This window comes from Archangium sp. (genome assembly GCF_045802675.1).
Classification (GTDB): domain Bacteria; phylum Myxococcota; class Myxococcia; order Myxococcales; family Myxococcaceae; genus Archangium.
Map to the genome: position 1 here is coordinate 124,112 of NZ_JBJMQO010000077.1, position 26,781 is coordinate 150,892.

23 protein-coding genes are annotated in these 26,781 nt (G+C 69.1%); 17 read left to right on the plus strand and 6 right to left on the minus strand.

Annotated elements, in window-relative coordinates; all coding sequences use genetic code 11:
* Positions 1-7 precede the first annotated feature (7 nt).
* The 5 genes from ACJ8AN_RS21795 to ACJ8AN_RS21815 form a co-directional block, all read right to left on the minus strand.
* Entirely contained in the window at positions 8-1,348 is a 1,341-nt protein-coding gene (locus ACJ8AN_RS21795; protein ID WP_407757341.1) for a cyclic nucleotide-binding domain-containing protein, read from the minus strand.
* A 46-nt stretch (positions 1,349-1,394) separates the two neighbouring features.
* Positions 1,395-3,389: an FHA domain-containing protein gene (locus tag ACJ8AN_RS21800; protein ID WP_407757342.1), complete on the minus strand. Its 1,995-nt coding sequence runs from the start codon at positions 3,387-3,389 to the stop codon at positions 1,395-1,397.
* 197 nt (positions 3,390-3,586) lie between these two features.
* On the minus strand, positions 3,587-4,075 hold the full coding sequence (locus ACJ8AN_RS21805) for a response regulator (RefSeq protein ID WP_407757343.1): 489 nt from the start codon (positions 4,073-4,075) through the stop codon (positions 3,587-3,589).
* Entirely contained in the window at positions 4,072-6,309 is a 2,238-nt protein-coding gene (locus tag ACJ8AN_RS21810; RefSeq protein ID WP_407757344.1) for an ATP-binding protein, read from the minus strand. Before ACJ8AN_RS21810 ends, ACJ8AN_RS21805 begins: the two co-directional genes overlap by 4 nt.
* 91 nt (positions 6,310-6,400) lie before the next feature.
* Positions 6,401-7,744 carry an ATP-binding protein gene (locus ACJ8AN_RS21815; RefSeq protein WP_407757345.1) on the minus strand — a complete coding sequence of 448 codons (1,344 nt, stop codon included), beginning with the start codon at positions 7,742-7,744 and terminating at the stop codon, positions 6,401-6,403.
* A gap of 420 nt (positions 7,745-8,164) precedes the next feature.
* Between ACJ8AN_RS21815 and ACJ8AN_RS21820 the strand changes: the two genes are divergently transcribed.
* The 3 genes from ACJ8AN_RS21820 to ACJ8AN_RS21830 are packed head-to-tail and all read left to right on the plus strand — an operon-like array spanning position 8,165 to position 10,724.
* A complete protein-coding gene (locus tag ACJ8AN_RS21820) occupies positions 8,165-9,022 on the plus strand; it encodes an MbnP family copper-binding protein (protein ID WP_407757346.1) in 858 nt (285 codons plus the stop codon).
* 19 nt (positions 9,023-9,041) lie between these two features.
* Positions 9,042-9,560 carry a hypothetical protein gene (locus ACJ8AN_RS21825; RefSeq protein ID WP_407757347.1) on the plus strand — a complete coding sequence of 173 codons (519 nt, stop codon included), beginning with the start codon at positions 9,042-9,044 and terminating at the stop codon, positions 9,558-9,560.
* 15 nt (positions 9,561-9,575) lie between these two features.
* Positions 9,576-10,724, plus strand: a complete 1,149-nt coding sequence (locus tag ACJ8AN_RS21830; protein ID WP_407757348.1) for an MbnH family di-heme enzyme — start codon at positions 9,576-9,578, stop codon at positions 10,722-10,724.
* A gap of 9 nt (positions 10,725-10,733) precedes the next feature.
* On the opposite strand, the gene ACJ8AN_RS21835 is transcribed toward ACJ8AN_RS21830, so the two are convergent.
* On the minus strand, positions 10,734-11,009 hold the full coding sequence (locus ACJ8AN_RS21835; protein ID WP_407757349.1) for a mersacidin/lichenicidin family type 2 lantibiotic: 276 nt from the start codon (positions 11,007-11,009) through the stop codon (positions 10,734-10,736).
* A gap of 156 nt (positions 11,010-11,165) precedes the next feature.
* On the opposite strand from ACJ8AN_RS21835, the gene ACJ8AN_RS21840 reads away from it, so the two are divergent.
* From ACJ8AN_RS21840 to ACJ8AN_RS21905, 14 genes are all read left to right on the plus strand, one after another.
* A complete protein-coding gene (locus ACJ8AN_RS21840) occupies positions 11,166-12,170 on the plus strand; it encodes a ParB N-terminal domain-containing protein (RefSeq protein ID WP_407757350.1) in 1,005 nt (334 codons plus the stop codon).
* Between the two features lie 22 nt (positions 12,171-12,192).
* Positions 12,193-13,596 carry a sigma-54-dependent transcriptional regulator gene (locus ACJ8AN_RS21845; RefSeq protein ID WP_407757351.1) on the plus strand — a complete coding sequence of 468 codons (1,404 nt, stop codon included), beginning with the start codon at positions 12,193-12,195 and terminating at the stop codon, positions 13,594-13,596.
* A 193-nt stretch (positions 13,597-13,789) separates the two neighbouring features.
* Positions 13,790-14,701, plus strand: a complete 912-nt coding sequence (gene gspC, locus ACJ8AN_RS21850) for a type II secretion system protein GspC (RefSeq protein WP_407757352.1) — start codon at positions 13,790-13,792, stop codon at positions 14,699-14,701.
* Positions 14,702-14,728: 27 nt separating this feature from the next.
* Positions 14,729-17,281 carry a type II secretion system secretin GspD gene (gspD, locus tag ACJ8AN_RS21855; protein ID WP_407757353.1) on the plus strand — a complete coding sequence of 851 codons (2,553 nt, stop codon included), beginning with the start codon at positions 14,729-14,731 and terminating at the stop codon, positions 17,279-17,281.
* A gap of 3 nt (positions 17,282-17,284) precedes the next feature.
* Positions 17,285-19,081, plus strand: a complete 1,797-nt coding sequence (gene gspE / locus ACJ8AN_RS21860) for a type II secretion system ATPase GspE (RefSeq protein ID WP_407757354.1) — start codon at positions 17,285-17,287, stop codon at positions 19,079-19,081.
* A 66-nt stretch (positions 19,082-19,147) separates the two neighbouring features.
* Positions 19,148-20,404: a type II secretion system inner membrane protein GspF gene (gene gspF / locus ACJ8AN_RS21865; protein WP_407757355.1), complete on the plus strand. Its 1,257-nt coding sequence runs from the start codon at positions 19,148-19,150 to the stop codon at positions 20,402-20,404.
* A 13-nt stretch (positions 20,405-20,417) separates the two neighbouring features.
* Entirely contained in the window at positions 20,418-20,609 is a 192-nt protein-coding gene (locus ACJ8AN_RS21870) for a hypothetical protein (RefSeq protein WP_407757356.1), read from the plus strand.
* A 38-nt stretch (positions 20,610-20,647) separates the two neighbouring features.
* On the plus strand, positions 20,648-21,058 hold the full coding sequence (gene gspG, locus ACJ8AN_RS21875; RefSeq protein ID WP_407757357.1) for a type II secretion system major pseudopilin GspG: 411 nt from the start codon (positions 20,648-20,650) through the stop codon (positions 21,056-21,058).
* 41 nt (positions 21,059-21,099) lie between these two features.
* The gene (locus tag ACJ8AN_RS21880) at positions 21,100-21,585 is read left to right on the plus strand and encodes a type II secretion system protein GspG (RefSeq protein ID WP_407757358.1); all 486 of its coding nucleotides are present in this window, start codon (positions 21,100-21,102) and stop codon (positions 21,583-21,585) included.
* On the plus strand, positions 21,582-22,301 hold the full coding sequence (locus ACJ8AN_RS21885; RefSeq protein WP_407757359.1) for a type II secretion system protein: 720 nt from the start codon (positions 21,582-21,584) through the stop codon (positions 22,299-22,301). Before ACJ8AN_RS21880 ends, ACJ8AN_RS21885 begins: the two co-directional genes overlap by 4 nt.
* The gene (locus ACJ8AN_RS21890) at positions 22,298-23,158 is read left to right on the plus strand and encodes a prepilin-type N-terminal cleavage/methylation domain-containing protein (protein ID WP_407757360.1); all 861 of its coding nucleotides are present in this window, start codon (positions 22,298-22,300) and stop codon (positions 23,156-23,158) included. The genes ACJ8AN_RS21885 and ACJ8AN_RS21890 overlap by 4 nt, the downstream gene beginning before the upstream one ends.
* Positions 23,155-23,829 (plus strand): type II secretion system protein GspJ, encoded by a 675-nt coding sequence (locus tag ACJ8AN_RS21895; RefSeq protein WP_407757361.1) that lies wholly within the window; start codon positions 23,155-23,157, stop codon positions 23,827-23,829. The genes ACJ8AN_RS21890 and ACJ8AN_RS21895 overlap by 4 nt, the downstream gene beginning before the upstream one ends.
* A 1-nt stretch (position 23,830) precedes the next feature.
* Positions 23,831-25,180: a general secretion pathway protein GspK gene (locus ACJ8AN_RS21900; protein WP_407757362.1), complete on the plus strand. Its 1,350-nt coding sequence runs from the start codon at positions 23,831-23,833 to the stop codon at positions 25,178-25,180.
* Positions 25,181-25,183: 3 nt separating this feature from the next.
* Positions 25,184-26,779, plus strand: a complete 1,596-nt coding sequence (locus tag ACJ8AN_RS21905; RefSeq protein ID WP_407757363.1) for a type II secretion system protein GspL — start codon at positions 25,184-25,186, stop codon at positions 26,777-26,779.
* The last annotated feature ends 2 nt before the right edge of the window (positions 26,780-26,781 follow it).

A 26,781-nucleotide genomic window follows, 5' to 3' on the forward strand; every position in this document is an offset into this window, starting at 1 on the left:
CAGGCCCTCAGGCCGTGCCGGTGCCGTCGCTCTCCGTGAGCAGCTCGTCCGCGTCCAGGATCTCCGCGGGACGCAGCGCCTCGCCGATCTGCTTCAGGCGGCGATCCGAGAGCTGCTCCAGGTACTTCTTGATGTGCGGATAGGTCTTCACCAGCTCATGGAAGGCGGCGCGCTCCAGGAAGGCGGCGGCCGTCTTGCGCGCGGACACCACGGTGGCCGTGGCGCGCAGGCCGGTGAGCAGGGAGATTTCGCCCGCCACCTCGCCCTCGCGCAGCACGCCCAGGCGCACGGCACCACCGGCCGGGTCGTCCTTCTGCACCACCAGCTCACCGGCGAGCACCAGGAAGAGGCCCGGCGAGTGCTCGCCCTCCACCAGCGCCTTCTCGCCCGGCTGCAGGGCGCGGAAGGAGAAGCGCTGCAACAGCGCGGCGCGCTCGGACTCGGGCATGGGCTGGAAGAGCGGCGAGGTGGCCGTGAGGTTCCGCTCCATGCGCTTGTGCGCGAAGTTGGCCAGCACCTGCGGCATGGCGGGAAAGCTCTTGGCCATGGCGTTGAGGTGCTCGCGGCGGATCTCGAACACCTCCATGTCCGAGACGGCCGTGACGGTGGCCGTGGGCGGCGCGCCGGTGAGCAGCGACAGCTCGCCGAAGATGGAACCGCCGCCGAGGAAGCCCAGCGTACGGTCCTCGCCCTCGGCCTGCCGCGTCACCTCGGCCTTGCCGGCGACGATGACGTGCAGCCGGTCCGAGGCCGCGCCCTCGGCGCTCACCACCTCCTCGGGCTTGATGGAGCGCAGGCCCATGCGGCCCACCAGGTCGATGAAGGCGTCGCGCTCCAGGTCCGCGAAGAGCGGCAGGGGCGGCCGATCATTGGGGTTGGCGGTCCCGCCCGGGTCCGGCGCGGCGAGCACCTCGATGGCGCGGTCGCTCAGCTCCTCGCCGCTCAGCCCCATCAGGTCCGTCTCCACCTTGCCGTCGAAGAGCGTCTCGGGCGGCAGGGGCGGGGGCACCGAGGCGCGTCCGGCCACATTGCGCGCCGCGCGCGCGTGCAGCCGCACCAGCGTGTCCTTGAGGCGCCGCTCCTGGGGGGCCAGCTCCAGCCCCAGCTTGCAGGCGGCCATGGCGGACAGCAGGTAGTCGCGCCGCAGCAGGCCCTCGGCACAGGCGTGGTACACGGTGACGGCCCGCTCCCGCTCGCCCAGCTCCGCCAGGCAGCGCGCGGCCAGCATCCGCGAGCGATGATCCGCGGGCACCCGGCGCACCGCCTCGGCGAACACCGCGAGCGCCCGCTCGAACTGGCGCTCCTCCAGCAGATCCAGTCCGAGCTCCCGCAACGATGACTCGTTCATCCCGCTCCTCCACGAACCTTTGGGGGGGGTCACCCTACCCCACTCGTTACTGATCCAGCGCCTGGAGTTGTGCCTCGGCCTTTTCCTTCAGCTCGGAGCCCTCGGCCGCATACCGGGCGATCATCCGGAACTTCTCCGCCGAGCCGTCGGGATCCCTGTCCCGCTGGATGTAGGCCTGCTTGAAGATATCGCCCAGCTTGCCCTGGATGGCCGCCATGCCCTCCTGGGCCTTGGCGTCGTCGGGGCGCAGGCGCAGGGCCTCGTTGAAGAAGGCGGCGGCGTTGGACACGTCGTTGCGCGCCAGGGCGCCCTTGCCCGCGAGGACGGAGGCCGAGGCGAGCTGGCCGTTGAGGGTGTCCCCGAGCGAGCCCTTGAGGCCAATCTGCCGGTAGAGCTCCGCGGCCGAGCGCAGGGGGCGGGCCGCGGACTCCATGGAGTTGGACTGCATCTTGCGCTGGGCGTCCTGGTAGAAGCGGGCGAACTGGGGGATGAGCTTCTTGAGGGCCTTGGCCCGCTCGCGGATCTCCTTGTCGCCCGAGTTGCCATCGAGGACGCGATCGCACTCGAGCGCGGCGCGCGAGTAGTCCCCGGCGTCGAAGCGGGCCGCCACGGCGCTGAAGGCGTTGACGATGAAGGCCTCGCGCTGCTCCTTGGCCCTGCGGGCGGCGGCGGCCTTGGAGGCCCTGTCCTGGGCGGCGGCGTCCCGGTCGGCATCGGCGAGCATGGCCTCCACCTCCGCCACCTTGCCGAGGTACTGCGGCTGGCGCTCCAAGGGCAGCCGCTGGATGAGGGACCGGGCCCCTTCGGCGTCCTGGGCCTCCAGCGCCGCCTCCACCTGCTTCACGAGGAAGGCGAGCTCCCCCAGGGCGATCTCGGCGTCGACCTTCTCGCGCAGCTCCTCGGTGGACTGCGCGGTGCCGTGCGGCGTCTTGGTGAGCAGCTCACGCGCCTCGGTGAACTTGCTCTCGCCAGCGAGCTGGCGCACCTGGGCGAACGCCTCCACCACGGCCTGCTCGGCCTGCGCGGCCTTGAGGAAGCCTTCCTTGTCCACGCCCGGGAAGGTGAGGTCCGCCTCGTCGGCCAGCTTCGCCGCCGCGGCGTAGTCGCCCTTGCGGAAGGCGGTCTTCGCCTCCTGCATCATCACGAGGGCCTTCTCCTGCTTCGGGTTGGGCGGAGGCGGGGGCGGAGGACCGCGCTTGATGAAGAGCGCGCCACCGCCGATGAGGGCGACCAGCAGCACCAGCCCGGCCGCCACCATGAGCCCCATGGGGCTGCTCTTGGGCGCGTTGCGGCGCGGGAGCGTCCGGATGTCGCGGATCTGCGTGCCGTTCTCCTTCCCGCCGTCGGCCCCGGCCTCACCGCCCTCGGCGCCCGCGGCCCTGGCCTCGGCGGCCTTCTTCGCGGCCTCCTCCTCCTCGCGGGCCTTGCGCTCGGCCTCTTCCTTCTCCTTGCGCTCGGCCTCCTCGGCCGCCAGCCGCATCTGCTTGATGCGCTCCTGCTCGTCGACGAAGCGGATGCGCGTGCGGCCAATGGCGATGACGTCGTCGTGCTTGAGCTTGCAGTCGTCCACGCGCGCATCGTTCACGCGGGTGCCGTTGCCGCTGACGAGGTCGCGCAGGAGCACGCCGTTCTCACCGCCGAACACCAGCTCCACGTGGCGGCGGGACACGGACTGATCCAGGAGCATGAGCTCGCAGTCCTGGCCCCGGCCGATGACCATGCGCACGCCCTTGAAGCGCTTCTTCCGGCCCTTGTCCGGGCCCTCGATGATCTCGAGCGTCAGGGGAGGACCGGCGCGCGTGGAGTCCGGGTTGTCGTCGTCCTCCTCCTGGGCGGGAGTGCCTTCGTCGTCGTAGGCGCCCTCGTCGCCGGTGTCCTCCCCGGCCGGCCAGGACTCCTCCTCGGACGCCCCATGGTCCTCCTCCTGGGGCGCCGGACGGCGCACCGAGTTGGCGGACTTGATACGGGTGCTGTCGGCCGGCACCGACTCGTCGGACGGCGCGTCGGGCCTGCGGGAGGGGCGGCGGTTCGGGGGGGCCATGCGGCCCCGCATCTTAGAGACCCCCGGAAACGCATCCAACCCCGCTGAACGAAAGGCCTTCCAGGCAGGCGAGGGCCTCTTCCCGCCGACCGGAAGCCGCTCACTTGTAGTCGACTACAAGTGAAGATGGAGGGGCACGTAGGACAAAAACACACCCCACTTGGAGTCGACTCCAAGTGACAGCGGTTCGCAGTCACCTACGGCTCGGTGAGGGTGAGCGCCAGTTGGCGCAGCTCCTGGCCGTGGACGGGCTTGCGCAGTTCCCTGAGCAGCGGGGTCTCGCCGAACTCCTGGACGATCTCCTCCCACGAGTAGTCGGAGTAGGCCGAGCAGAGCACCACCCGCTGCGAGGGGTGCACCTTCCACAGCTCCCGCAGCGTCTCCACGCCGTTGCCGCCGGGCGGCATCCGGTAGTCCAGGAAGACCAACGCGTAGGGGCGGCCCGCGGCCACGGCCTCGCGCACCCTGGCGACCCCCTCCTGCCCCTGGAAGGCCGAGTCCACCTCGAACTCCGGACCGGCGGGCTCCGCACGAGCGGGGGGCGCGCCGAACAGGGCCGCCCGCAGCTGAACGAGCTCCGCCGGGTGCCCGCCGCGCTCCGGACACAGCAGCCGCCGGAAGTCCTGGTGGATGGCCGTGGAGTCGTCGATGACCAGGATGCGCCGCTTGGGCTCCCTCCCGCTCATGCCGCCTCCGGGGGAGTGCAGGGCAGCTCCAGGGTGAAGGTGGCGCCCTTCCCCGGCCCGTCACTGTGCGCCGTCAGCGTGCCGCCCAGCTCCTGGGCCGCCAGCGCACTGGAGTGCAGGCCGAAGCCGTGGCCCTCGTCCCGGGTGGTGAAGCCGTGCTGGAAGATGCGCGTGAGCAGCTCCGGCGCGATGCCCATCCCGTTGTCGCGCACCTCGAGGCGGATGCGGCCGGCCCCGGGGGCCTCCATCCGCAACGTCAGGCACCGCTGCTCCGCGGGCGCCGCATCCAGGGCGTACTTGGAGTTGCTGATGAGGTTGACGAGGATCATCAACACCTTGTGCTTGTCGGTCATGACCTGGGGCACGGGGGACAGGTGCCGCTCCACCCGCACCTCATGCCGGGTGAGCCCCGCCGAGTTGATGCGCAGGGCGTCCTCCAACAGCTCCGCCAGGTCGGCGGGCTCGTTGAGCCGGGGCGTCCGGGTGTAGTTCTGCTGCAGCTTCACGATGGTGCCGATGTGCTCGGTGTAGCGGCCCACCTCGTCGAGCAGCGACACGGCCTCATGGGTTTCCTTGCGCAGGTGCTGTCCCAGCCCGCTGAGGAAGGGCATGACATGCCGGCCGCGCTCATCCTGGGTGAGGAAGGTGGCGAGGTCGCCGCGGCGCTCCTCGAGCATGGCGGCCAGCTGGCCGACGTCCTCCACCTGGAGGCCCACCAGGCGCTCCTTGGCCAGCATGGCCGAGGTGTGGACGCTGTTGAGCACGTTGCCCACGTTGTGCAGCACGCTGGTGGCGACCTCCGCCCGGCCCGCCTGCCGCGCCACCTGGACCAGTTGCCGGTGGACGTCCTTCAGCTCCCGGGTGCGCTCGTCCACCCGCTGCTCGAGCCCCTCGTTGGCCTGTCGCAGGGCCTCCTCGCGCCGCTGGACCTCATCGGCCATGAGGCGGAAGGCCTGGGCCAGCTGTCCCAGCTCGTCCTGACGCGGGGTGTCCAGCGCGACCTTGAAGTCCCCGGCGGCGATCCCGTCGGTGGCGTGGGTGAAGGCCAGCAGGGGGCGGGAAATCTGCTGCCGCAGCACCCAGAACATGATGGCCAGCTCCAGCACCAGGGACGCCAGGCCGAACACCAGGACATAGCGCGCCGCCTGGAGCGCGGGCTCGGCGATGACGCGCTCGGGGAGCACCGTGACGAAGTTCCAGCCCGGCCCCCTCAACCGCACCGTGGCGAGGTATTCGCCGTGCTCCGGCAGCTCCACCACCGCCTGGCCGGTGGAGCGGCCCCTCACCCTTTCGAAGATGCGCCGCAGGTGGGCCCGCTGCGCCGGGGTGCCGGCCCGCGTGGAGACCTCGGGCCGCTCGGCGTCGAGGAGGTTGTAGGCCACGGCGCCGTCCGGCTTCAGCTCGGGATGGGCGATGAGCTGACCATCGTCGCGGAAGATGACGTTGTACGCGCCGGGCAGGTGGTCGCCGCCGGTGCGGGCCATCAACTCATCCAGGAGGACGTCATGGCTGATGGTGGCGACATGGCGGCCGTCCATGTCCAGCGGGGTGGAGGCAGAAACCATCCACTTGTGGCTGACCGGCTCCTTGTAGACGCCGGACCAGGCCGTCTGCCGCCGTGGGTTGTTCTCGGGCAGCGAGCCGGGGAAGAACTCATGGGTGATGACCGACTCGGTGGGCGCGGCCTCCTGACAGTAGGTGGGGCGGTCGGGCCAGTAGATGATGAGCGGTCCCTCGGGCAGGGTGATGAACGTGTCGACGAAGCGGGTGAGGAGGACGGGTCCGTACTGCGTGAGCACGTCGTACGCGGCCAGGATTCTGCGGCGCAGCCCGGTGTCGAGGGGCACGCCCCGGGGCACGAAGAGGCCCACCATCCGCGTGCCGTCGAAGCCCTCGGGGCGATTGCGGACGGAACCATCGGGCAGGGAGACGAAAAGGCGGCCGAAGCGGGCGGTCACCTCCTCCTCGCTCACGGCCTGGATGCGCTCCCGGAGGGCCTTCTGGAGGGAGGCGTGGTTGTCCTCCGCCAGGACGAAGACGGACTCCTCGCGCTGGCTGCGCTCGACGACCGACCGCTCCAGCTGAACGAGGGACTGATCGCGCAGGGTCTTGAACAGGTGCAGGTAGCTGAAGAGCGTCCCCAGGGCGATGACCACCGCGATGCGCAACCCCATCTGGAGGAGCGTCGCGCGGGCCAGGGAGCGCCGGGGGCGGGAAGGAATCGAGGTCGACATGAAATGGAGCACACCCAACGAGTTGGAGCGTGGATCCATGCACGGGGCCCACCCGGAGCGCCAGAGGGGGGGAGCCTGCCTGCCAGGACGCTCAAGCCACCGCGCTGGAAGGCGCTCCGGCCTGGGCGGCGGGGGCCGCTGGAAGCAGGACGCGGAAGGTAGCGCCCTGGCCCGGCGGGCTCTCCACGGACAGCTCGCCGCCGAACCCGGCGATGAGGCCGTGGCAGATGAACAGGCCCAGCCCGGTGCCCACGCCTACCGGCTTGGTGGTGAAGAAGGGCTCGAAGATGCGGCCCAGGTTCTCGGGGGCGATGCCGCGGCCATTGTCCTGGATCTCCACCCACACCCGGCCATCCGCATGAAGGCCCGCGGCCACGCGGATGCGGGGCTCGGCGGGCCCGTTCGCCACCGCATGCAGGGCGTTGATGAGCAGGTTGAGGAAGACCTGCCCCAACCCATGCTCCTCGGCGAGGATGGGCGGCACCGGACCCAGCTCCCACTCCACCCGGACCCCTGGCACCTGGGCGAGGTTCGCCATGGCGAGGGCATCCTCCAGCACCGCGTCCACGGCCACCGGCACGGCGGGGAAGCTCCTGCCGCGGGAGAAACTCCGCACGTCCTGGACCAGCCGCTGGATGCGCTCGCAGCCCTGGAGCGCATCGTGGCAGGACTCCTGGAGCTCCTCCGTGGTCCCCTCGGGCTGTGTGGCGGCCAGCGCCTTCAGCTCCCGCTGGACGTGGTTGAGGTTGGCCATGATGAAGCTCAGGGGGTTGTTGACCTCGTGCGCCAGCCCGGCGGCGAGCCGCCCCAGCGCCTCCAGCTTCTGGGCCCGGGCGAGCTGCAGCTCCAGCCGCATGCGCTCCTCTGTCTCCCGCCGCAACTGGGCGTTGGCCTGCTCCAGCTCCACCAGCCGTTTGCGATCCCGCCGCAGCAGATCCCACTTCTCGGCGAGCGCGTGGGCGATCTGCCGCACCTCGATGCTGTCGAAGGGCTTGTGGAGAATGAGCAGCCGTTGGCTGATGCCCAGCCGTTGCACCACCTGCTCCCACGAGTAGTCCGTGTGCGCCGAGCAGAGGACGACCTGGAGGTCCGGATCCTCCCGCCAGAGGCGCTCGGTGGTTTCCACGCCGTCCATCCCCGGAGGCATGCGGACATCGACGAAGGCCAGGGCATACGGCCTCCCCTCCTTCAACGCGGCGCCCACTCGCTGGAGGCCCTCTTCTCCCTGGAAGGCGGAGTCCACCTCGAAGCGGTACCCCTTGGGCCGGGCCGAAGGCGCGCCAAAGAGCGAGGCCCTCAACTCCGTGAGCGACGCGTCGCCCTCGCCGCCAGACAAGAGCCGGTGGAAGTCCTGGTGAATCGAAGGAGCATCATCGATGACCAGCACACGTGGCGCGGGCACGAGAGTGAGCGCTGGCGCGGATGAGGATCTCATGGTGTCGGTCTTCCCCCGCCTGCTCCCTCGAACCAAACGAATACGAACGCCCGTCAGACCTGACGGGTGGGTGAACGAGACACGCAACCCCGGGGAGCAATGACACCTCGACCTATAATAAAGACCCGGAATCAAGGACATCCCACTAGCGGGAAATGGCCCCGGCGGGCATTCCCCAGTGTTGAGTAGGAGATGGTCCGCGAAGGCACGTTCACCCACGGCAACCTCCCAGAGGAGGGCACGGGGCTCAGCCGGGTGCGCGCGCCGGGCGGCGGGCGCGTTCGCCCACCGGGCCAGCTGCTCGTCACCCACGCGCGTCCCCCCCGTGCGACACAATGCCACACGAGGCCGCGAACACACGGCTGCTATGGCTGACATGAGCCGCTGCGCTGACCGAATCCAGCGCCTCCCGAGGTGGACATGAAAGCCCTGAAGACACCGCTCCCGGCCCTGCTGCTGTGCGTGCTCCCCTTGCTCCAGGCATGTGGTGGAGACGGCTCCTCCGAGAAGAAGCTCACCGTGAGGTTCAGCCCGCAGGTGGGCGAGCAACCGCTGCGCTGCGATGGCAGCTACCCGGGCATCGGCAAGACGGGCACCACCCTCGCGCTGCTCGACTTCAAGCTCTACGTGCGGGACGTCACGCTGGTGCGCGCCAACGGAGAGAGGCACCCGTTGAAGCTGGACCAGGATGGGACGTGGCAGCGGGACTCCATCGCGCTGCTCGACTTCGAGGACAACACCGGCACCTGCGACACCGGCAGCCCCGACACGCGCCTGGAGGTGGTGGGCCGGGCGCCGGACTTCGACGACTACACGGGCCTGGAGTTCAAGATGGGCCTGCCCGAGGAGATGAATCACCTCGACGGCGCCACCGCTCCGCCTCCGCTCAACTCGCCGGGCATGTGGTGGAGCTGGAAGGGCGGCTACAAGTTCCTGCGCCTGGATGTGCGCACCACGAAGAACGCCGCGTACTTCTTCCACCTCGGCGCGTCCGGCTGCACCGGCAGCACGGCGGAGGGCTACTCCTGCGCCGCGTCCAACCAGGCCACGGTGGCCGTGAGCGGTTTCGACCCCACGCGCAACCAGGTGGTACTCGACGTGGCGGCCCTCTACGCCGACTCGGATCTCGACCACGTCATCGACCACACGACGGACTTCACCTCCGGCTGCATGTCCTCCCTCGAGGACCCCGAGTGCCCCGCGCTCTTCTCCCAGGTGGGACTGGCGGCGGATGGCACTCCGCGGGCCGTGCCCACGTCCTTCATCCGCGTCCGCTGAACCGGCACGAGGCACTCCCATGCGAACGACCCTCCCCGCTCCCGCCTTCGCGCGGACCCTGTCCCTGCTCGCGCTGACGGCCCTGGCTCCCGCATGTGGTGCCGGGGACGAGCCGCCCCCCACGCCTCCCGCGCCCGTGCAGCGCTCGCCCGAGCTCAACGTGCAGCTCGAGAGCCAGCGCGGCGGCACCAGCCACGAGGCGGGCAAGAACTGCATGGCATGCCACGGGCCCAACGGCCTGGGGCCGGGCCTCTTCACCGTCGCGGGCACGGCCTACACGAACGAGCGCCTGCCCAACCCCAACGCCACCCTCCTCCTGTCCACGCAGGCCAATGGCGGAGGCACCGTCGTCCTCACGCTGGAGGCCGATGCGAACGGCAACTTCTACACCACCGGGCCCGTGCCGCTGCCGGACACGCTCCTCTACCCGAAGGTGAAGAGCGCCGTCTCGGAGGCGTACAACTTCATGCCGTTCTCCACGGCCTCGGGCGCGTGCAACATGTGCCACGTGGGCAACAAGCCCGTCTTCCTCGAGTGAAAGGAGACCGTTCGGATGAGCCCTCGAGCCCTGCTGTCGTGGAGCACCGCGGTGCTGTCGGCGCTGCTGCTCACCGCGTGCGCGAAGGAGGAGACGCCCTATGCGTGGCGGTTGCCGCCGGGCTTCCCCGAGCCCTTCGTCCCCGAGGACAACCCCATGTCGGAGGAGAAGGTGGTGCTGGGCCGCTACCTCTTCTACGACACGCGACTGTCCGGCAACGGCACCATGGCCTGCGCGAGCTGCCACGAGCAGAAGCGGGCCTTCAGCGATGGCCTGGCGACGCCCACCGGCTCCACGGGGCACCACGTCGCGCGCAACTCGCCGGGCCTGGCCAACGTGGCCTACCTCGCCACGTACACCTGGGCCAACCCCGTGCTCGACACGCTGGAGAAGCAGGCCCGCGTGCCGCTCTTCGCGGAGACTCCACTGGAGCTCGGCATGGGCTCGCGCCTGGACGAGGTGCTCCAGCGCCTGCGCGAGGACGCGCGCTACCCCGCCCTCTACCGCGACGCCTTCCCGGACGAGGAGCGGCCCCTCACCGAGACGAACGTGCTGAAGGCGCTCGCGTCCTTCCAGCGCACGCTGCTGTCGGGCGGCTCGCCGTATGACCGCTACCTGCGGGGGGAGAGCAATGCCCTGTCCGCCTCGGCGAAGCGGGGCATGGAGCTGTTCTTCGGCGAGCGCGCCGAGTGCTACCACTGCCACAGCGGGCCGCACCTGACGAACTCGTTCCGCTCGAAGGACACGAAGCTGTCCGAGCGGGACTTCCAGAACACGGGCCTCTACAACGTGGATGGCCAGGGCGCCTACCCGGGAGACAACACCGGCCTCTTCGAGTTCACCGGACTCGCGAAGGACATGGGGCGCTTCCGGGTGCCGCCCCTGCGCAACGTGGCCCTGACGGCGCCGTACATGCACGACGGCAGCATCGCCACGCTGGAGGAGGTGCTGAGCCACTACACGGCGGGCGGGCGCGACGTGACGAGCGGGCCCTTCACGGGAGACGGCCGGCTGAGCCCGTTGAAGAACCCGCTGGTGAGGCCCTTTGAATTGAGCACCCAGGAGCGCGCCGATCTCATCGCCTTCCTGGAGAGCCTCACCGATACGGACTTCGTGAACGACCCGTCGTTCAGCAATCCCTTCCCTCCCGCGACGACCCCGTGAGGAGCGGCCTCAGAGCGGCTGGAACTCCAGATCCTTCGGCAGCGTGCAGTTGACGATGCCGCAGGTGAGGCGATGGGCCCCGGTGCACCCGGTGTTGGCGAAATCCACGACGCCGGCCAACTTCACCGCCAACACCCCGCCGATGATCCTGCCCAGCTCGGTCTCGTCCAATTCGGATAGGGATTCTCCCGAGGGGCTCTCGGGAAGAGCTGCACGCTCCTCGGGGGAAAGACTGGCGCGGAACGCCGGATCCTTCCATGCCCGGACAATCAGTTCCTTCTTCATGGCACTCCCTCCAATGCGCGGACCCGTGATTGGGTCACACGTCCATACGGATGGACGGTGCCGGACCGGAATGTGACGCGGCGGTACCGCGACCCCGTGCACGGACGCGCGGGGATCGCATAGGGTCCTCCCTTCCGAGACAGAAGGGGGACCTCCATGGCAGCGAAGTCGGCAGCGAAGTCGCCGCGCAAGAAGGCAGCCACCACCACCACCACGACCCGCCGGCCCCGCCGCAAGAAGGCCGAGCCCGCCTCCAAGGGACTCAGCGCCGCCGAGGTCGCGAGTGAGGCCGCCACGCCGCCCACCGAGCTCGTGCAGGCCATCCAGGAGGACGGCGGCCAGGTGCTGAGCGTCTACCGGGAGCCGCTCGGCGGGCACACGGTGGTGTTCGCCGCCCTGCCCGTCGACAAGGTCGAGCCCACGCCCTACCAGCGCGACGTCTCCGAGCCCCACATCAAGCGGCTCGCGGGCGCCATGGAGCGGCTGGACCGCTATCTGGACCCCATCATCGCCATCCGCAAGGAGGGCAGGTACTGGACGCCCAATGGCAACCACCGGCTCCAGGCCTCGAAGCTGCTGGGCGGCAAGTCCATCGTCGCGCTGGTGCTGCCCGAGGAGGACGTGGCCTATCAGATCCTCGCGCTCAACACGGAGAAGGCGCACAACCTGAAGGAGCGCTCGCTCGAGGTCATCCGCATGCACCGGGGGCTCACCGGGGCGCGCGCCGGGCGCGAGAAGGACTTCGCCCACCTCTTCGAGGAGTCCGCGTTCCTCACGCTCGGGGCGGCCTACGAGAAGCGGCCGCGTTTCTCCGGGGGCGCCTACCACCCCTTCGTCAAGCGGGCGGAGACCTTCCTCGACCTGCCGATGGCCGAGGCCCTCCAGGTGCGCGAGTCCCGCGCCGACAAGCTGCTGGAGCTGGACGACGCGGTGGCCACGGTGGTGGACGCGCTCAAGACGCGCGGCATGCAGAGCCCCTACCTGAAGAACTTCGTCGTGGCCCGCATCAACTTCCTGCGCTTCAAGAAGGAGGGCCCCGTCGAGTTCGACCCCACCGTGGCGCGGATGATTTCCAGCGCCCGGAAGTTCAACCTGGACAAGGTCAATCGCGAGGACCTCGGCCGCATGAGCGGACCGCTCCTGGCCGAGGACCCGGAATAGGGTTTGCAAGGCAGCCGCCACCATGACGACACCGCCCACCACCGTCCTGGTCGTCGATGACGACCGGGCCAACCTCGACTCGGTCGCTCGCATCTTCCAGCGCGAGGGCCTGGAAACCCTCACCGCCAGCAACGGCACCGAGGCCCTCGACTTGCTGCGCCGGCCCGAGGTGAGCGTGATGGTGACGGACCTGATGATGCCCGGCATGGACGGGCAGGAGCTGCTCAAGGCCTCGCGCACCATCCGCCCGGACGTGGAAGTGGTGTTGATGACGGCCTACGGCACGGTGGAGACGGCCGTGGCGGCCATGAAGGACGGCGCCTACGACTTCATCACCAAGCCCCTCAAGCGCCACTCGCTGGTGAAGTCGGTGCAGAAGGCGCTGGAGAAGCACGACCTGTCCGCGGAGAACCGCGTCCTCAAGGCGAAGCTCGCGGAGATGGGCAGCACCGGCGGGCGCTCCATGGTGGGCCAGTCCCCCGCCTTCCGGGCGATGATGGACACGCTGCGCCAGGCCGCTCCCTCCACGGCCACCGTGCTCCTGCTCGGCGAGTCCGGCACCGGCAAGGAGCTGGCCGCCCGCGCCCTGCACGAGGCCTCCAACCGGGCCAAGGGGCCCTTCGTCGCCATCAACTGCGGCGCCCTCCCGGAGAGCATCCTCGAGGCCGAGCTCTTCGGCGTGGAGCGCGGCGCCTTCACCGGCGCGGTGGCCCGCCGCGAGGGCCGCTTCGAGCGCGCCCACGGCGGCACCCTCTTCCTGGACGAGGTGGGCGAGATGCCCCTGTCCGCCCAGGTGAAGCTGCTGCGCGTGCTCCAGGAGGGCGAGCTCGAGCGGCTGGGCGGCACCCAGACCGTCAAGGTGGATGTCCGCATCGTCGCCGCCACCAACAAGGACCTCCAGCGCGAGGTGGCCGAGGGCCGCTTCCGCGAGGACCTCTATTACCGCCTCAACGTGGTGGAGGTGCGCATCCCCGCGCTCGCCTCGCGCCGCGAGGACATCCCCCTCCTAGCCGACGCCTTCCTGCGCCGCTTCGCCTCCAAGAATGGCAAGGTGCTGCGCGGCTTCTCCCCCGACGCCCTCTCCCTCCTGGAGAACTACGCCTGGCCGGGCAACGTCCGGGAGCTCGAGCACGCCGTGGAGCGCGCGGTGGTGCTCGCCAAGAACGACGTCCTCGAGGTCTCCGACATGCCCGAAACCGTCCGCAAGGGCCCCCAGGGCTCGGCCGGACAACTCGTCATCCCCATTGGCACCCCCATGGAGGAAGTCGAGCGCCGGGTGATCCACGAGACCCTGCGCCACACCAAGGGCGACAAGACCCTGGCCGCCCGTCTGCTGGGCATCGCCGCGCGCACCATCTACCGCAAGCTCGAGCGCGAGGCCTCCGGCACCGGCGGAGAGGGGCCCTCCTCGCCCCCGGCCGAATGACAGCCCGTCCGAGCGCTCCGCCCACTCTTTGACATTTTGTCCCACGCCGCCGCGCCGCCCGCTCCCGCCACCAGCGGGTCCTCTTATTCCGGAATGATTTCAAGGACTTGGCTGTAAGGCTCGGGTTGCCCGCTCCCCTTTACGGGTGGCACCCCGCTTGCTCAATCCCGGGCAGGCCCTCTCTGGACGCGTGATGGAACTCTTCTTCCGTAAGTACTTCTGGACCGTGAACCTGGTCTTCATCCTGCTCGTGGCGCTGCTGGCCGCGCGCACGGTGAACCTGTTCGTCGAGTCCGCCCTCACTCCCATGCCCTCGGGCGAAGTGTCGGCACGGCAGAAGGCCAAGCCCCTGGAGACCCTGGCCTCGCTGGAGCTCAAGCGCCTGTCGGACCTGACGGGCGTGGCCGTGCCCGAGCCCGAGCCCGAGGTGGCCATGCCCACCACCCCCGAGCTGGACCCGAACGCCGCCCCGGTGAAGAGCGGCCTGCGGGTGAAGCTGCTGGGCACCCTGGTGGCCAGCGACAACCTGTGGTCCGTGGCCTCGGTGCAGGACATGAACAACCAGCGCTCCACCACGTACATGGTGGGTGACCGCATCCAGGGCGCCGAGGTGCTCATCATCGAGCGCGAGCGCGTCATCATCCTCAACAACAACCGCAAGGAGTTCATCGACGGCCAGCCCGGCGATGGCGCCGGCGCCTTCACCCCGCCGCCGATCGCGGCCGGCCCGCCCGTGCAGCCGCCTCCCGGCAACGGCCTGGGCAACGGCATCCGCGCGGTGAGCGAGAACGACTACGAGGTGCCGCGCACGGAGATCGACCGCACGCTGGCCAACCTCAACGACGTGGCCATGCAGGCGCGCATCGTGCCGGCCTTCAAGGACGGCCAGGCGCAGGGCTTCAAGCTCTTCTCCATCCGCCCCGACTCCATCTATTCGAAGATCGGCGTGCAGAACGGCGACGTCATCAAGCGCATCAACGGCTTCGAGCTCAACAGCCCGGAGAAGGCGCTCGAGGTCTACGCCAAGCTGAAGGAAGCCTCGCGGATCGAGATCGAGCTGGAGCGCAACGGTTCGAGCATCCGCAAGAACTACACCATTCGCTAATCACCCACCGCAGTACCCCGTCCCTCCATGAAGACGCTTCCGTCCTGGTTGCTCCTGCTGAGCCTGGCGCTCGCCTCGCCCGCCCTGGCGCAGCGCCGCCCCGGTCCACCGCCGCCCGCGGGCACTCCCTCCGAGCGGCAGATCGCCCCCCAGAGCCCCACCGGCCCCGAGGCCGGTAGCGCCAACGTGCGGCCCACGCCCACGTGCGAGGAGGTCCGCCGCCGCGCCCGCTACGGCATCTACTTCGACAAGGTGGATATCGAGAAGCTGGTGCAGACCGTGTCGGACGCCACCTGCAAGACGTTCATCCTCCCGGAGAACGTGCGTGGGAAGATCTCCATCATCGGCCCGGAGAACGGGCGGGTGGAGGTGGACGCGGACCAGTTCTACGCCGCCTTCCTCGCGGCGCTCGACGCCAACGGCCTGTCCGTCTACCAGCACGGGCGCTTCCTCAAGATTGTCGACAAGCGCGCCGCCAAGCAGAACACCATCCCCACGTTCGTGGACGGCGAGGACACGCCCTACACCACCAACGAGCAGATGATCACCAAGCTGTTCCGCATCAAGAACGTGGAGGTGGAGCCCCTGCGCGGCGTGCTGCAGCAGCTGGTGTCCAAGGACGGCGACACCATTCCGTACCCGCCGGACATCATCATCCTCAACGACGTGGGCTCCAACGTGCACCGCCTCGAGCGGCTGATTGATCAGCTCGACTCGCGCTCGGCCAGTGACGAGGTGCGCATCATCCAGGTGCAGTACGCCACGGCCGCGGACGTGGCCGGCACGGTGCAGAAGCTCTTCGAGCAGAAGGGCGGCCAGCGTCCCGGCCAGCGCGCGGGCGCTCCGGCCATGGTGCCCCCGCCCGGTGGCACCGTGGGTGAGGGCATGCCCATGAACCAGGGCGGCCCCGAGGGCAGCGGCACCAGCAACGGCCCGGTGACGTTCTCGCAGATCATCCCCGACGAGCGCACCAACAAGCTGATCGTGGTGGCCAGCCCCGCCGCCTTCGAGCGCATTCAGAGCCTGGTGCGCGAGCTGGACATCCCCACCGCCGGCACCGAGCGCATCAACGTCTACCCGCTGGAGAACGCCAACGCGGAGGAGATCGCCAGCACGCTGCAGACGCTCGCGCAGGGCACCTCCAGCCGTCCGCGCTCGCCCGTGCCCTCCGTGCCCACCCCCGGAGCCCGTCCCGGCGGCACGGCGGGCGGCGGCTCGGCCGAGCTCTTCGCCGGTGAGGTGAAGATCTCCGCGGACAAGGGCACCAACTCGCTCGTCATCATCGCCAGCCAGGCGGACTACCGCAGCCTCGTGCGCGTCATCCGCGAGCTGGACAAGCCGCGCCGCCAGGTGTTCGTCGAGGCGGTCATCATGGAGGTCAACCTCAACCGCGACAACCAGTTCGGGTTGAACCTGCACAGCGGCTATTCGCTGAACACGCCGCTGGGCCAGGGCTCGGGCATCGTGGGCACGAAGTACACCACCAGCGGCCTGCCGCCCTCCTTCTCGCTGGCCAACCTCGCCAGCTTCGGCGGCTTCCTCGCCGGCCTGCAGGGCCCCGTCATCCCCGAGCTGAAGAACCTGGGCATCGACATCCCCGCCTTCGGCGTGGTGCTGCACGCCCTGCAGCAGAGCTCGGACGCCAACGTGCTCTCCACCCCGCACATCCTCACCAGCGACAACGAGGAGGCGGAGATCACCGTGGGCCAGAACGTGCCCTTCCAGTCCGGCTTCACGCCCTCCTCGCTGGGCACCGGCATCGGCACCACGGGCGTCCCCGGCACCGGCAACAGCGCGTCGCTGCTGGGCGCCCTGGGCGGCCTGGGCAGCCTCTACGCCCCCATCACCCGCCAGAACGTGGAGCTCAAGCTCACCGTCAAGCCGCAGATCAACGAGAGCGACTTCATCCGCCTGACCATCACCGAGCAGACGGAAGAAATCGCCTCCACGGACCCGGTGCTCGGCCCCACCACCTCCAAGCGCAGCGCCAAGACGACGGTGGTGGCCAAGGATCAGGAGACGGTCGTCATCGGCGGCATCATGCAGGACCGCACCATCGAGTCCGTCTCCAAGGTGCCCATCCTGGGTGACGTGCCGCTGCTCGGCCACCTGTTCCGGGACACCACGCGCAAGAAGACGAAGACGAACCTGCTGCTCTTCCTCACGCCCTACATCATCCGCGAGCAGTCGGACTTCCGGCGCATCTTCGAGCGCAAGATGGCCGAGCGGCAGCAGTTCGTGGAGCAGTTCTACGGCCAGGTGGCCGGCTACGACGTGCCGGTGGACTTCAGCCGCAAGAACGGGCCCCTGGGCCGCATGCGCCAGGGGGTGCTCGACGAGGAGCAGAAGGCGGAGAACGGCGGCCCCGGGTCACCCGGCGAGCGCGTCGTGCGCCCTGGTGGGCCCTCGGCTGGCACCTCGCCCGCCGCTCCGAGGGGTGGGGAAGGCACGGCGCCCGCGGGGGGTTCAGTGACTCCAGTGCCGTCGGAGGAGCCGGTCCCCGTGAAGCCTCCGCCTGCGCCTCCTTCCGAGGACCAGGAGCGGCTTCGCATCCAGCCCGACACCGGGGACGAGAGATAGACCATGAGCCTGCTCGCTGACGCCCCCATCGCCAAGCCCGCGGCCGACGCCGCCACCCAGGTCGTCGCCCACGGCCCCGCCTACCTGTGCGGCCGCCCGCTGGGGGAGATCCTCCGCTATACGAGCGGCCTCACCGCGGAGAAGCTCCAGGAGGCCCTGCAGGTCCAGACCGAGAAGGGGGGCCGCCTGGGTGAGGTGCTGGTGGGCATGAAGGCCATCGGCGAGGAGGACGTGGCCAAGGCGCTCGGCCTCCAGCTCGATCTGCCCTACCTGGCGCGCATCTTCCTCGAGGAGGTGGATGTCGAGCTCATCAAGCGCGTGCCCATCAACTTCGCCAAGCAGGCGAAGATCCTCCCGCTGTCGGTGGACGGGGGCGCGGTGGCCCTGGCGGTGGCGGATCCGCTGGACACCACCGTCATGGACCATGCGCGCATGCTGCTGGGCCAGGACGTCAACCCGCGCATCGCGCTCGCCTCCACCATCGTGGACGCCATCAACAGCGTCTATGACCGGGCCACCAACGAGGCCGAGCAGCTCGTGGATGAGCTGGAGGCGACGGACCTGGACTCGCTCGCCCACGAGCTGGACGAGCCCAAGGACATCCTGGACGCCGAGAGCGACGAGGCCCCCATCATCCGGCTCGTCAACTCGGTGCTCTTCCGCGCCGCCAAGGAGCGCGCCAGCGATATCCACATCGAGCCCATGGAGCGCGAGCTCCTGGTGCGCTTCCGCATCGACGGCGTGCTGCAGGAGATCATCAAGCCGCCCAAGCGCTACCAGAGCGCCATCATCAGCCGCGTGAAGGTGATGGGGCAGCTGAACATCGCGGAGAAGCGCCTGCCGCAGGACGGCCGCATCCGCATCAAGCTGGCCGGCCGCGACATCGACATCCGTCTGTCCACCATCCCCACCACCTACGGCGAGCGCATCGTCATGCGCTTGCTCGACAAGAACACCACCCTGTTGGATCTCACCGAGCTGGGCATGGCCGCCCACACGCTCGAGGGGATGGAGCACGTCATCCGCCGCCCGCACGGCATCGTCCTGGTGACGGGCCCCACCGGTAGCGGAAAGACGACCACGCTCTACGGCGCGCTCGCGCGCATCAACACCTCGGACCTCAACATCCTCACCGTCGAGGACCCGGTCGAGTACCAGCTCAAGGGCATTGGCCAGATGGCCATCAGCCCGAAGATTGGCCTCACCTTCGCCCAGGGCCTGCGCTCCTTCCTCCGCCAGGACCCGGACGTCATCATGGTGGGCGAAATCCGCGACAAGGAGACGGCGGAGATCGCCATCCAGGCCTCGCTCACCGGCCACCTGGTGTTCTCCACGGTCCACACCAACGACGCGGCCAGCGCCGTCACCCGTCTGGTGGACATGGGCGTGGAGCCCTTCCTCGTGGCCTCCTCGCTCACGGCGATTCTCGCCCAGCGTCTGGTGCGCCGCGTGTGCCCGGACTGCCGCGTGCAGTACTCGCCCACGGACGAGGAGCTCAAGGAGATCACCCTCACCCGCGCGACGCTCAAGGAGCGCTACGGGGTGGAGAAGATCTACAAGGCCACCGGCTGCCCCTCGTGCAGCCAGAACGGCTACCGCGGCCGCACCGGTATCTACGAGCTGCTGCTGGTGGACGACACCGTGCGCCAGCTGGCCCTCAAGAACGTGGACGCGTCCACCATCAAGAAGGCCGGCGTCGCCAACGGCATGCGCACCCTGCTGGACGACGGCGCGCGCAAGATCGCCATGGGCGAGACCACCATCGCCGAAGTGCTCAGCATCACCCAGGAAGACCTCTAAAGAACGCGCGCCCCAGCTCTTCCGGAAGGCAGAGGCCTGGGGCGCGGTTTCACTGAGCGACCCACCATGCCAGTCTTCGAGTACAAGGCCCTGGATCAGGGCGGAAAATCCATCCGCGGAATGCTGGAAGCGGACTCGCCCAAGACCCTGCGCTCGCAGCTGCGCAAGGACGGCAAGTTCCTCACCGAGGTCATCGGCCAAGCCGAGGGCAACCGGGCCGGCGTGCGCAAGGGCACCAACGCGGCGCATGCGGACCGCGAGGTCAACCTCGGCAAGCTCGCCCGGGGCCGCATCTCCACCGACGACATCGCCATCACCACGCGCCAGCTCGCCACGCTGCTGGGCGCGGGCGTGACGCTGGTGGAGTCGCTCTCCGCCCTGGTGGACCAGGTGGAGAAGGAGCGGCTCAAGCTCATCCTCTCGGACGTGAAGGGCCGGGTGAACGAGGGCTCGTCCCTGGGCGATGCGCTCGCCCAGCACCAGAAGGTGTTCGGCTCGCTCTACGTGAACATGATTCGCGCCGGCGAGCACTCGGGCGCGCTCGACACGGTGCTCCTGCGCCTGGCCGACTTCACCGAGAGCCAGTCCAAGCTGCAGCAGAAGGTCATCGGCACGATGACCTACCCCGCCATCATGGTGGTGGTGGGCGTGGGCATCCTCACGCTGTTGATGGTGGTCGTCATCCCGAAGGTCACGAAGATCTTCACCACGATGAAGGCCACCCTGCCCTGGACCACCCGCCTCCTCATCTGGGTGAGCAACTTCCTGCAGAACTGGTGGTTCATCATCTTCCCGGTCATCGGGCTGACCATCTTCGGCCTCCTGTCCTACTTCCGCAGCCCCAAGGGCAAGCCGGTGTGGGACCGTTTCGCCCTCAATGCGCCCATCTTCGGCAGCCTCTTGCGCCTGCTGGCCATCTCGCGCTTCGCCCGCACGCTCGCCACGCTCCTCAAGAGCGGCGTGCCCCTGCTCACGGCCATGGACATCACCAAGGCCGTCGTCACCAACTCGGTGCTCTCCGACGTGGTGGAGAAGGCCCGCGACGCGGTGCGCGAGGGCGAGAGCATCGCCGCGCCCCTCAAGCGCTCGGGCCAGTTCCCCCCGCTCGTCTACCACATGGTCTCCATCGGTGAGCGCTCGGGCCAGCTCGAGGACATGCTGCTGTCCGTGGCGGACAGCTACGAGAACCAGGTGAACGTGCGCATCGGCGCCCTCACCTCCATGCTCGAGCCCATCCTCACCGTGTTCATGGGCGTAATCATTGCATTCGTGGCCTTCTCGGTCCTGATGCCGATTCTGCAGGTGAACTCGGCCATCCGGTAACGGAGGCTTGGCGATGAATGACACGCTCGACCGGTGGATTCAGCGAGTCACCCTCGCGGCGCTGCTCGCCCTGACGGCGACGCTGCTCACCGTGGGGGCGACCCTGTATGCCTCCGATTCCAAGGCCGGCACCACGGCCCAGGGCACCTCCCCGGCCCCGTCTCCAGAGGGCCAGGACATTTTGACAGGAACAACGACCCCCTAACCCCAGGTGGCTTGCCGAAAAGTCACGAGAGGAACGACATGAGCGACAAGAAGACGAAGACGAACCGCCGCCGCCGCGGCATGACCCTCATCGAGATCATGGTCGTCATCACCATCCTCGGCCTCATCATGGCCGCGGTGGGCGTGGCCGTGATTCCGAAGCTGGACGAGGCCAAGCAGGACACGGCGCGTCTGGACATCGCCAACATCCACGGCGCCCTGAAGCTCTACTACACGAAGAAGGGCAAGTACCCCGACACGGGCACCGGCCTGAAGGCGCTCGTGGACACGCAGAACCTGGAGCGCATCCCCATGGATCCCTGGGGCCACGAGTACGTGTACATGAACGAGGGCGGCAAGCCCGTCATCATCTCCTACGGCTCGGACGGCACACAGGGCGGAGAGGGTCCCGACTCGGACATCTCCTCCAAGGACTCGGCCCAGAAGTAGCAAGGAAGTCCCCCGGCCCCCGCGCCCTACCTGGAAAGACCATGAGCCTCGAGACCCCCACCCCCGTGCAGCAGACCGAAGAGACGGCGCGTCCGTCCCGCGTGGGGCGGTTCATCGTCGCGGGCGTCATCGTCCTGGCCAGCGCGGGGGCCTTCGGCATCGCCTTCCTCACGTTCGACAAGTCGCTCAGCCCGCTGCAGCGGCAGGCGCGCGCGGAGATCCGCAGCCTGGAGGGCTACTTCAAGTCCTTCCACCGGATTACGGGGCGCTTCCCCTCCCAGGCGGAGAACTACTATCCGCTGCTCCAGGTGGGGCTCATCAAGGAAGTGCCGGATGATCCCTGGGGCCGTCCGTACGTGTACCGGATGACGGACGACGGCAAGGGCTACATCGTGACCTACGGCTCGGATGGCGTGCCGGGCGGCACCGGTGACGCCTCGGACCTCATCAGCGGCGGCGTGCTGGACAGCGCCATGGTGGGCACGCCCGGGCAGCAGCAGGAGTCGGCCCGGGGAGGGCAGCCATGAGTGCGCTGGCGCAGCGCAGGGCCCGCGAGCGCGGAATGACCCTCATCGAGGTGTCCATCGCGCTGGGCATCGCCGCGGTGCTGTTCGCCGCCGTCACCATCTCCATCGGCGCCATCACCGGGGCCAAGGCCAAGGCGTCCGCCGCGCAGCTGGCCGGCGTCATCCGCTCGCTCTACGACACCTCCGCGCTCAGCGGCAAGACGTGCCGGCTCGTCTTCGAGCTGGCCGACCCCAAGGACGAGCAAGGCGTCTCGCGCTACCACGCCGAGTGCGCCGCGGGGAACGTCACCACCTCGCGCGACCGCGACGACATGCTGCGCGAGGAGAGCCGCGCCCGCGAGGACGACAAGCGCGGCAACAAGCGGACCGACACACGCCGCAAGTACTCCGGCGGCAGCGACGACATGCCCGGCCTGGACGAAATCCTCAAGCAGGAGGAGAGCCGCGTGGAGGACGCCGCGCGCTTCTCGTCCTTCACGAGCGAGGAGTTCAAGCCGCGCGAGCTGCCCTCGGACGTCACCCTGTCCGTGTGGACGCGCCACCAGCGCGAGCCCGCCGACAAGGGCGTGGCCTATCTCTACTTCTTCCCGCAAGGCTTCACGGAGAAGGCACTCGTCTACGTGAAGCAGGGCGACAACGTCTGGACGCTCGCGGTGTCACCGCTCACCGGTAAGGTCGACATCGCCGGCGAGGCGCTGGAGGTGCCCAAGTCATGACGAGCCGCAACCGTGGTTTCACCCTGTTGGAGACCATCGTGGCGCTCGCCATCCTGGCGCTGGCGCTCATGGCCATCTTCGACATCAACTCCGGCGCGGTGTCCAACCACGCCTACGCCAAGAAGCTCACCGTGGCCACGCTCCTGGCCCGCTCGAAGATGACGGACCTGGAGCAGAAGCTCTACGACGAGGGCTTCTCCAACGACGACGACGAGGAGTCCGGCGACTTCTCCTCGGACGGCTGGGACAACTTCAAGTGGCGGGCGAAGATCATCGCCCCGAAGACCGACGGCGTGTCGCCCGAGCAGCTCATCGGCGCCATCTTCAACCTGCCCATCGGCGAGGGCGGAGACTTGAGCGGCATCGCCTCCATGTTCGGCGGCGGCGCCGCGGGCAAGGACGGCAAGGGCGGCCCCTCGCAGACCACCACCAACCCCATGGCCGGCGCCGCGATGGGCATGGCCCAGCCCATGTTCACGCAGATGGTGCAGCAGATCACCCAGACCGTGCGCGAGGTGCACCTGACCGTGTACTGGAAGGACGGCACGCAGGTGGAGAGCCTGGACCTGGTCACCCACGTGGTGTCGCTGGGGCCCGGCTCGGACCGCAACGGTGGCTTCTCGCCCACCAACGGCACGCAGTCCGGCGACGTGGCCAACCAGTGGGTGGACCCCGCCACGGGCTTCATCGTGCAGGGCGCGGTGCCCGGGGCCAACGGCCAGATGACGAACCCGCAGACCGGCCAGCCGCTGATGCGGCGCTCGGACTGGCTGCAGCAGCGTGGCGGCGGCACGGGCGGCGTGGTGCCCGGCGTCACCGGCAACCCGTTCGGCATCGGCAAGAAGGGGACGCAATGAAGCGCGCTGCGCGTCGTGGCTTCACGCTGATGGAGGTGATGATCGCCGTGGCCATCACCGCCCTCATGGGCGCGATGGTGAGCATGGCCTTCCAGACGGGCTTCCACGCCAAGGAAGTGGTGGAGACGGAGGCGGACCACTACCGCATGCTGCGCGCGGCCATGAATCGCATGGCGCGGGAGATCGGCTCGGCGTACGTGAGCGACCGCTACGACGGGCAGCGCTACCGCGACCAGAACGACCGTCCCACCAACTTCATCGGCGAGCAGAACCAGCTCACCTTCACCACCTTCGCGCATCAACGGCTGTACACGGATGCCAAGGAGTCCGACCAGGCGATCGTGGAATACTCCGTCCAGTCCTCCTCGGAACGAGGGGCCAACGGCCGCATGGATCTGATGCGCCGCGAGAATCCGAATGTTGAAGGCCGGATGGATCGCGGGGGCACCACGGATGTCCTCTTCGAGGGCGTGAAGAAGCTCGAGCTCGCCTACTGGGACTCCGAGCGCAAGGAGTGGGAGGACGAGTGGGACACCCGCCGCACGGAGCTGAAGTCCAAGCTCCCCACGCGTGTTCGTATCACCCTGGTGGCGCTCGACGAGAATGGCAAGGAGACGCGCTACACCACCCAGACGCGAGTGATGCTCAACACGGAGTTGCCCAGGTACTGAGATGACGAGCTCCAACCACAGAGAGGCCCGGCGGTCGAGTGCCCGCCGCGATGCCCGGGCGGCCCGCCGCCAGCGGGGCGTGGCGCTCATCATCGCGGTGGTGGCCATCACGATCCTCACCGTCGTGGCCACGGAGTTCGCCTACAACACCCGGGTGGACCTGCAGCTGGCGGCCAACCAGCGCGACGAGGTGCAGGCCATGTACATGGCCCGCTCCGGCGTGGCGCTCTCGCGGCTGCTGCTGCGCTTCCAGAAGCAGATGGACGCGACGCCCATCCCCAACATCGGCGACCTGGCCCGGCAGCTCACCGGCGGCGCGGGAGCGGCGGGCGGGCAGCAGCCGGCGTCCTCGCTCAACATCCAGCTGTGGAAGCTGGCGCGCGTGGACTGCCACATGCTCCGCGGCCTGGTGAAGGGCGGCGGCGCGGAGAGCGAGGGCGAGGAGGAGGCTTCCGCCGCCCCCCCGCTCCACGACGACGAGGACGGCGAGCTGCGGCCCGAGCTGGCCCTGGGGCCGGCGAAGCGCTCCTTCGGCAGCTTCAGCGGCTGCTTCCTCGCCTCCATCTCCGACGAGGAGGAGAAGCTCAACCTGCACCGGCTCAACTCGGGTGGCGGCGACGCCCTGCCCACGGCCCAGCGGTTGATGGACCTGCTCAGCGACAAGCGTTTCGAGTTCCTGTTCTCGCGCGAGGACTCCAACGGGGTGAAGGTCAACCCGCAGGACGTCATCATCGCCATCAAGGACTGGGTGGACGAGGACAAGATGCAGTCGGCGTTGGATCCCACCAGCGCGCTCGGCCCGTTCGCGCAGGGCTTCTCCGACGAGGGCTCGCCCTACAGCCGGTATGAGCCGCGCTACGAGCCGAAGAACGCCCGCTTCGACAGCATGGACGAGCTGTACCGGGTGCACGGGGTGAACGACCGCTTCATGGCGGCCTTCCGGGACCGGCTCACCGTGTACCCGGACGTCAACTCCAAGCCCAACGTGAACACGGATGATCCGCTGATGCTCTACATGGCCATCCTGTCGGCGGCGGATCCGGCGCGTCCGGACCAGCGGCTGAGGGACCCGGTCTTCGTGCAGGAGCTCATCAGCCGCATCCGCGCGGCGCGGGCCTTCAGCTTCTTCGGCACGAGCGTGGCCGACTTCGTGAGCGCCATCGAGGGCGCGGGCATCGCCGTCAATCCCCAGCTCAAGGCGAACGTGGCCGGCAACCGGCTGCTCGGCGACAAGAGCACCACCTTCACCATCAAATCCGTGGGAGAGGCGGGAGCCGTCCAGAAGACGCTCACCGCCGTCATCCGGCTCGACGACGGGCTGGGTAAGCTCCTGTATTGGAGAGAGGAATAACGAATGGCCCGGATTCTTGGTCTGGACCTGGGCAGCCACTCCGTGAAGGGGTTGCTGCTCGACGCGAATGCGCGAAACCCGGCCGTGAAGGCCTGGGCCGAGGTGCGTCGCGCCCCCGAGGGGGAGCGTCAGGAGACGCTGCGCGCGGCGCTGCGGGAGCTGCTGGCGCGCCCCGAGTTTCAGCACGCTGATCAGGTGGTGGTGGCGCTGCCCGGCCCGTCGCTGGCCACGCACCAGCTCACCCTGCCCTTCACCGATCCCAAGCGGATCGAGGCCACCATCCCCTTCGAGGTGGAGAGCCAGATTCCGTTCGACCTGGGCGACGCCGTCTTCGATTACCAGGTGGCCACCCAGGTGAAGGACAAGGGCAGCGAGCTGCTGGTGGGCGTGGTGCGCCGCGAGGAACTGAAGTCGCTGCTGGGGCTGCTCCACGAGGCGGGCGTGGACCCGCGCGTGGTGACGCACCCGGGCATCACCTACCAGAACCTGCTGATGCAGCAGCCGGGCCTGTTCGCGGGCCTGGACGCCGAGGCGGTGGCCATCGTGGACATCGGCCACGAGCGCACGACGCTGGCGATTGGCCGGCCCGGGGTGGGCGTGGAGTTCGCGCGCACCTTCTCCGGCGGCGGGTTGAGCCTCAGCCGCGCGCTGGCCACCGAGTTCCAGACGCCGCTGCCGGAGGCGCACCACTGGAAGGAGTCGCACGGAGCGCTGGCGAGCGCCGCCCAGGCCCAGGGGCCGGATGGTGAGCGCGCCGCGGCGGCCTTCGTGCGCGGCCTCCAGCCGGTGCTGCGCGAGCTGCGCCCGTCCTTCAAGGCCTTCACCGCGCGCACCCGCCGCCAGGTGGGCGCCGTGCTGGTGTGCGGCGGCAGCGCGCGCATGCCGGGCCTCGCCGAGCAGCTGGGCAAGGATCTCGGGATGCCCGCGCGCGTGCTGGCGCTGCCCCCGGTGGCCTCCACGGCGGTGCCCGCCACGGAGCAGCCGGCGGCCCTGCAGGCGTACTCGCTGGCGCTGCGCGGCCAGGCCTTGGGCGCCAAGGCGCCTCGCTTCAACTTGCGCCGGGGCGAGTTCGCCTTCAAGGGCGACTACGACTACGTGAAGGACAAGCTGGGGCTGCTCGCCTCGTTCGCCGCCACCCTGCTGCTGCTGCTCATCGCCAGCGGCGTGGTGCGCAACTCGGTGCTGGCGCGGCGCGAGGCCCAGGTGGACGCCGTGCTGTGCGACGTCACCCAGCGCATCCTCGGCTCGTGCGAGAAGAACTATGACCTCGCGCTCAACCGCCTCAAGGGCGTGGAGAGCCCGGCCGCGGCGTTGCCGAAGCTGTCGGCCGTCAACCTGCTGGCGGAGATGACGCAGCGGGTGCCGGCGGACGTGCCGGTGACGTTCGACCGCATCGACATCGACCTCGAGCGCATCAGCGTGCGAGGCCTCACCGACAGCTCCAAACAGATCGACGCCATCGCCAGTGCGCTCAAGGGCCACCGCTGCTTCAAGGAAGTGAAGGAGGGCAAGGTGGAGAAGACGAAGGAGAACAAGATCGCCTTCCGCCTGGACATCCAGGTGCAGTGCCCAGAGCAGCCGCACGGCGGGGAGGGCTAGGA